Below are 6,996 nucleotides of genomic sequence, written 5' to 3' on the forward strand. Positions count from 1 at the left end.
TCAATGCAGATTTATGCGCTGACAGGCAATTAGCAGCTCGTAAAGTATGGTTGTCTCAGAGAAACGAGCGCCGTGAAAGAATAAGCGGATTTAGAATAAACCACTTACTTTTGTCGAGCTTCAAATAAAAAAACCGTCTCAGAAAGTCAGTTTTCGACTTTTTGGACAGCTCCAACATTTACAAGTTTATGTAGCCTTTTTTCCAATGGTTCTCGCCATTCTTCAGCCAGTTGTGCAACGTCGAGTATCTTTTGCATACCTTCAATATCTTTTGGAGCACGAAAATAGATCTCGTTTGCGAAAAGAATCGACACTTGCTGAGGATGCTGTTCAATCAGTGTTATCTTGGAATCTCGTCTAACAGTTCCTTCCTCTAACACCCGGCATAAGTAGCCTGTAAAACCGGTCTCCACCATTCGCTTTAAAAGGAATGGTAAATTCGTTCGCTTAGTGATTGTACTACACGGAATCCTGCCTTGTGTGACTTGGATAACCGACTCCCCTAACTGAAAGATGTCACCGATATGAATATCTGCTTCCAACATATTGGTTACCGTTATATTCTCTCCAAAGCTTGAAGGGGCTAAAGGCTGTCCAAATTCTTCTTCCCACTGCTTATAATGTTCGAATGGATAGACGCACACTGCCCGATCAGGACCACCGTGAAAACGCAAGTCGCCTACGCCGTCACCGCGAAAACCTTCTGTTGTTAAAAAAGCCTCTTCCACCGTTTCTTTTCGTATACCGGTAGTTATTTCCTTTCCGTCGCCATATTTCATCGGTTTCGGTCTTCCAATAGAAAAGTTTTTTAGTTCAATCAAATTTATCATTCCCACTTTTTGCATGCCCCACTTTCTGTTCCTTCAACTATACCATCGGTAAAACTTCCATGGCTAATCAAATAATTACTAGACGAGGAGGACCATCCCTGACCACAAAAAACTGTCGCAGAAAGTCACTTTTCCGACTATCTGGACAGCCCTTTCTCGAATATTTTCGCTTATTAAATCGTATGAGTATCGATATGGTTAATCAATTCCATATATTGCGTATCACCATATCCAATCATCGGGAAAACACTGAATAGTCTTTTCAGTAGTTCATCCGTCGGCTGCTGGTGGTTATGGGCAATAAAACGCGTGACCGGATTGTCTGCTTTCAGCATCTCTACATACCAATCAATCGCCTGGTAGAGGACGGGCATGATAGTGCAGTCCGGCTTCATATGTCGGATCATTACGGTTTGATATACTTCATCATAGTTGCCTAACTTAAGTTCCGTCTGTTCCACCTTGAATTCGTCTTCTCGAAAACTATTATAAAAAACACGCCCCTGGTAGCCGGATTGTTCTAAGTAAGCGAGGATGGTCAACAGATTCATCTGACAAAACATGTCCTCACCGAACCACAGGACAATATCATGATAGTCGCCATTCAGCAATGATTGCAGTGGAGCAACCACTTTTTGCTGATAGGCCTCTACTGTTTCTCCATGGCCGGCTGCCCGAATCTGGATGAATTCCGAGCTGAACACCTTATCAGTCGTTTCATGCACACACATTGCTTCATTGAACGGAGCGTAATCGGAGTCCCCCATCAGTTTTTTACTGACAAATTCTTCATACATCATTTGACCGTTTAGGATATTCAGTACACCCCGGTCGAATAATTCGCGGGCCTCATTCTGCAGTCGGATTACCTCGTGCTCTCTAACTGTCTCCATTTCATTCTTCCTTTCTTCTTGCTTCATTAAAAGTTTTGCAATTGATTGGACAGGCATATTCTGCAGTTGGAATTCTCGGGGGGTACTACCGAACACCGTCTTGAATGCGCGGCTGTAAGATTCTTGAGATGAATAATGATAATCCAATGCAACGTCAATAATTTTCCGCGGCATCTTTAAATCATGCATTGACTGGTACAACCTTCTGAGCAAAATATAACGCCGCATGCTCATTCCAGTCGCTTGATGGAATTTGAACGAACAGTAATAAGGAGAATAGCCCATATGTGCAGCCAGCTCCTCTAACGAAAACTTGTCTTTCAGGCGCGCCTCAATCCAATCAATCATTTCCTGAATATACTCGTTCACCCGCTTCCCTCCTTTCCTGAATTATAGCCGTTCAAGCTTTGCGTCTTATGATAGTTGTTGCGTTCACCTACACAATAGCGAAACGGAAGCATAGGTTAATCCGTATTTAAAAGGGGGATATAATGGAATACCTCAGTTTTCCAGAAGGGGGAGAGGAAAAGTGAATAAAAAAATATTTAATATAATCGGATGGATAGTACTCTTAGCAGTGTTGGGGTCTTGGATTGTATCTGGCTACTCAAGTTGGTACTTATTGTTACTCCCATTATCTTATATCTACTTTTCTATAAGTGATGGAAGCATCGTCAAGTTAAGTAAACTGTCAATCTCAAAAGTCGTTTTAATCTTATTAGCGTTGACTGTATCGGTAGGCATTGTGTTTATTTTAATTCAATTGGCCAATTATGTGATTAATGAAAAGCTACATCTCACAGGAGGGCTCAAGACATTCAGTCAGATAGTCGCTATTCTGCTCTCTTTATATCCTATTAAGTTTATATTTGGCAGTATTGTTTATAAAATATACAATGCTCCCAGCAGGGACAAATCATGATTTCCCGCATAGAAAAAACAGAATAGATAAGGCTCTTTGGAATCAGGCCTAGCCATTTTGGACGCGCGACCTTCCGCTTTGGACGTGCGACCATCTGCTTTGGACGCACAACCGCATGCGCGGGACAGTTCCCTCTTATACATCCACCATCCGCTTCCATTCCCGCTCTTCCGTGAAATGACTGGCGAATTGATTTGCTTCTGTCGTAATGCTTTCCGGATAGTCGAGGACTTCCAGTAGTTTGATGGCGTTTCTCGTTATGGAAGGGCCTTCGTGGATTTTATAGTCAAACAACACTTCGCCGTTCTCGATTGTCTCCCTGAAATGATAATTGCTGTACAACTCCGCTGCCATTTCTGTAAGCTCGATATCATGCGAAGCAACAATTGAGATCCCTTGATTTACAGCGAGCCAATCCATGATCGCTGCGGAGGCGGAGATTCTTTCGATCGTGTTCGTTCCTTTTAGGATCTCGTCAATGAATGAAATGACCGGTTTATTCGCCTTGATCAGTTCGATGATCCGTTTCAGCGACTTGATTTCTGCGATGAAATAACTGTCCCCGTCGAGTACATTGTCCTGAATTGCCATGGATGTGACGATATAACTCGGTTTCATCGTCCATGTTGCAGCAAGTGCTGTGTTGATCGTCTGTGCCAGGATTGCATTGATGGCAATTGCTTTTATGTACGTTGATTTCCCTGAGGCATTCGAGCCTGTGATAAGCACTGTTTTACCAAGTTGAGAAGAATTCGTCACAGGATTTTGTATAAGTGGATGAGCCAAGTCTTCGAATCGGAGCTCTTCCTTATCCGTAAACTGCGGCGTCGTAAACAATGGCAACGATTTCCGGTAAAACGCCACTGCCATCGCCGCATCAAGTTCACCGATTGTCTCCCATACTTGCTTATACGCTTTTTGGTGAGCGGCAATTGTTTTGACAATCTGGTTGTACGCAATGAAGTCAAGCAAAAATACGATCCGTATGTATTCAAACAAAGCATCGAAATCGCCGCCTGTATTGCCGCCGATCGACAGCGCTTTCCCCCAGAAGGAAGTCTTTCTTAATCCTTTTCCTTCACCGCTGAAAACAGCTTTGAATGTTTCGAATCGGGGATGGTGAATCGTCGCCAGGCGTTTCCCCGTACTGACAATGGCTGCTGCGTACGTAATGGAATGCATGTCAATGTCCAATCGATTTTTATTCCGGTAATAAACGATTAAGTTCAAAGCAAATGAACTAAATAGACAAAGTGCGCCAACCTTCAAACTGAAAAACAGAAGAATGATCGATACAATCGGCAAGCAAGCTAATACTACGTACAAATAGGCGTGCTTGATCTTCCGGTCGTTGAATTGATAAAAATAGGAAGAAGAATCGGCATAATTCCGTTTGCCTAAACCCGATAGCATTAGCAACACTTTTTCTCTTAACTGCCGGTCTTCCGCGAGCAAAGTATAAAGCTTCTCTTTATCAGCAACCCCTTCAAGTACCGGATCAATATCACGCAGCTGGTTGAATAAATACTCCGACCCCACGCTCGTTTTTGTGTAGTTCAGTTTTTCAAATACCTTAGTCATGGACAAGTCGTTCCATGTCAGCTGATCGACTCCCCCATACCATTCCGCGGCACTTCTCTTGTTTTTCCAATACGAGGATACAGACGCGATTTCCTCGCGCGTTGCCAAAAACGTTCCCGTCTCCCACTCATGCTGCAACCGTTTCAACTTCTTACGATTTTTGGTCAATATAGAATAGATAACGATTACGATACCTGCTGCTACAATCAGTAGTATGAGATTTTCCATAACATCACCTTCTCTCTCCTTTTTTACGAAAACATACCTCTAAAAGTTTCAATTGGCATTACGCTGGACTCAATCCAATATTCGGATCAAACATATTTGGCGGAAGTGCAATAACCAAATATGTTAAATAAACATTTTCGTTTCATAATCAGATGTGTGATTATCTAGGGAAGTGGATGCATGATTTGGCTTTCATGATATAATAGGAGGGTAGAAAACTTGGTTTCAAATTGAAACTCTTCATGTAGATTTAGAATAAATGTAAGGGAATTGAATAACTTTATGAAACACACAAATGAACTTAGTCCTGCAAAATTGATGTGGAAAATGACACGCCCGCATACACTGACTGCGACATTTTCACCAGTCATTTTAGGAACAGTAATTGCAATGTATGAAGCAAAGATCAATTGGCTTTTATTTATCGCTATGATGTTGGCGTGTTTAGCTTTGCAAATTGCGACGAATTTGTTTAATGAGTATTACGATTTCAAGCGCGGATTGGATACGGCGGAGTCTACCGGGATCGGCGGCGGTATAGTACGACATGGCTTAAAGCCGAAAAACGTGTTAACAGTGGCATTCTTATTGTATATTTTAGCTGCCGTTATCGGCGTCTATATTTGTATGAATAGCAGTTGGTGGCTAGTCGCAATTGGCTTATTCGGTATGGCTATTGGGTACTTCTATACTGGCGGTCCTTTACCAATTGCGTATACGCCTTTCGGAGAGCTATTTGCGGGTCTATTAATGGGGATTGGCTTTGTACTCATTTCTTTCTTTATCCAAACAAATACGATTACGATGCAAAGCGTGCTAATTTCCATTCCTATCGGGATTCTAGTTGGGGCCATTAACATGTCTAATAATATCCGAGATATCGATGAAGATATTAAAGGCGGAAGAAAAACATTGGCGATCCTTCTTGGTCACGAAAAGGGAATTAATGCTTTAGCTATCTCTTTTGTCGTTTCTTATTTATGGATTGTCGTTCTTGTTGTGCTAGGCTCTATCAGCCCTTGGACATTAGTTGTATTCTTAGCCGTGAAAAAGCCAATTTTAGCAATTCAAGGATTCAAAAAAGGGGATACTGAGCCTCAATATTTAAAAGTAGCGATGAAGTCAACCGCTCTCACCAATACGTTTTTTGGATTTTTGCTATCTGCTGGATTATTAATTAGTTATTTCATTTAAAACAAAAGCATGCCCTTCTGTCTTTTTAATACAGAAGGGCATGCTTTTTGAATAACCCGGATATGTGTTTCACTGTAGGATTGAAAGCCATACATATAGGCCAATTAGTGTAATCAGTAGTGTGGGGACCGTTAAGATGATTCCGATTTTGAAATAGCTCCCCCAAGAGATTTTGACACCTTTTTGAGAAAGCACATGCAACCAAAGTAAAGTAGCTAATGAACCAATCGGGGTAATTTTTGGTCCTAAATCTGACCCGATAACATTTGCATAAATTAAAGCTTCGCGAATCGGTCCTGTCGTAGTCGTTTCGGATATCGCCAATGCGTTGATCATGACGGTGGGTAAATTATTCATGAGGGATGACAAAATCGCTGCAATAAAGCCCATCGAAACCGTTGCCACAAAAAGTCCTTGATCGGCTGCCAATTGAATGACATCTGCCAATACACCCGTTAGACCAACATTACGCAACCCATAGACGACGACGTACATCCCAATTGAAAAGAAGACGATCGCCCAAGGAGCCCCTTTCAATACTTGCTTTGTCTGAACGACAGGGCTTCTTTGAGCAGAGAACATAAAGATTATGGCCGTAAGCCCAGCAATGATAGAGACAGGCAATCCCGTGAAGCCACTTGTGAAGTAACCGATGAGCAACACGCTTAGGATCACCCAAGCTAGTCGAAACAACTTTATATCTTTAATGGCATCCTTCGGCTCTTTTAAATCTTCAACTTCATAGTTTCTAGGAATGCTTTTCCGGAAAAAAAGCAACAACACAAAAACACTCGCTATTAATGCAAAGAAGTTTGGCACAATCATTCGAGTTGCATATTCAACAAAGCCGATGCCAAAAAAGTCTGCGGATACGATATTAACTAGGTTACTGACGACTAACGGCAGAGATGTCGTATCGGCAATGAAACCACTTGCCATGATGAAAGGAAAAATCATTTTTTCATTCAAATTCAAATTCCGTATCATTGCAAGCACGATTGGTGTGAGAATAAGTGCAGCTCCGTCGTTTGCAAATAAAGCCGCAACGACCGCCCCAAGGATACTGACGTAAACAAACATGCGCATCCCGCTTCCTTTTGCCAATCTCGCCATATGGAGCGCAGACCACTCAAAGAACCCGATTTCATCCAAGATTAAGGAGATGATAATAATTGCAATAAAAGCAAGCGTTGCATTCCAAACAATCCCGGTTACGTCAATGACGTCCTGAAAATTGACGACTCCTACTATCAATGCAACCACTGCGCCGATACAGGCAGACCACCCAATTGATAAATTTCTAGGCTGCCAAATGACAAAAGTAAGTGTAATTATGAAAATCAATGAC

At 42.0% G+C, this 6,996-nt stretch carries 6 protein-coding genes; 2 read left to right on the forward strand and 4 right to left on the reverse strand.

What is annotated here, in order from left to right; genetic code table 11:
• Nucleotides 1–146: 146 nt before the first annotated feature.
• Nucleotides 147–779 carry an MOSC domain-containing protein gene (locus tag SLU01_RS17665; RefSeq protein ID WP_373866430.1) on the reverse strand — a complete coding sequence of 211 codons (633 nt, stop codon included), beginning with the start codon at nt 777–779 and terminating at the stop codon, nt 147–149.
• Nucleotides 780–1,003: 224 nt separating this feature from the next.
• Complete coding sequence (locus SLU01_RS17670) at nt 1,004–2,092, reverse strand: helix-turn-helix transcriptional regulator (protein ID WP_147060817.1); 1,089 nt, start codon at nt 2,090–2,092, stop codon at nt 1,004–1,006.
• A 160-nt stretch (nt 2,093–2,252) separates the two neighbouring features.
• On the opposite strand from SLU01_RS17670, the gene SLU01_RS17675 reads away from it, so the two are divergent.
• Complete coding sequence (locus SLU01_RS17675; protein ID WP_147060819.1) at nt 2,253–2,645, forward strand: disulfide bond formation protein DsbD; 393 nt, start codon at nt 2,253–2,255, stop codon at nt 2,643–2,645.
• 135 nt (nt 2,646–2,780) lie between these two features.
• Here the strand turns inward: SLU01_RS17675 and SLU01_RS17680 are convergent, their stop codons facing one another.
• On the reverse strand, nt 2,781–4,454 hold the full coding sequence (locus SLU01_RS17680) for a MutS-related protein (protein ID WP_147060821.1): 1,674 nt from the start codon (nt 4,452–4,454) through the stop codon (nt 2,781–2,783).
• Between the two features lie 255 nt (nt 4,455–4,709).
• On the opposite strand from SLU01_RS17680, the gene SLU01_RS17685 reads away from it, so the two are divergent.
• Entirely contained in the window at nt 4,710–5,648 is a 939-nt protein-coding gene (locus SLU01_RS17685; RefSeq protein ID WP_373866431.1) for a 1,4-dihydroxy-2-naphthoate polyprenyltransferase, read from the forward strand.
• Between the two features lie 69 nt (nt 5,649–5,717).
• Here SLU01_RS17685 and SLU01_RS17690 read toward each other — a convergent pair.
• On the reverse strand, nt 5,718–6,996 hold a 1,279-nt coding region (locus SLU01_RS17690), incomplete at its 5' end, for an arsenic transporter (protein WP_281288413.1).

The organism is Sporosarcina luteola, from assembly GCF_007991495.1.
GTDB lineage: Bacteria > Bacillota > Bacilli > Bacillales_A > Planococcaceae > Sporosarcina > Sporosarcina luteola.